The following is a 233-nucleotide window of genomic DNA, read 5'->3' on the forward strand; positions in this document are numbered from 1 at the left end:
CGCGTTTAGAGGTTGAAGAAGAAGTGGCGTACATTAAAGAGAAAATGCAGGGAAGTGCGCCTAAGGTAGAAGAAGAGAAAGCTGAAATAGAAGAAACGGAATTACCTGAACTGGGAGCAGAAATTGCATTTGATGATTTCTCGAAAGTTGATCTTCGAGTAGCACAAGTTTTGGAAGCAGCTCCAGTTAAAAAAGCGGATCGTCTCTTAAAGCTTCAGCTTGATTTTGGATTT

At 40.8% G+C, this 233-nt stretch carries 1 pseudogene; it reads left to right on the forward strand.

Annotation, left to right across the window (positions count from 1 at the left end):
• Positions 1–233 (forward strand): annotated as a pseudogene (locus tag SB775_RS34170) (methionine--tRNA ligase); the annotation flags it as partial.

It is taken from the genome of Peribacillus sp. SIMBA_075, from assembly GCF_046534585.1.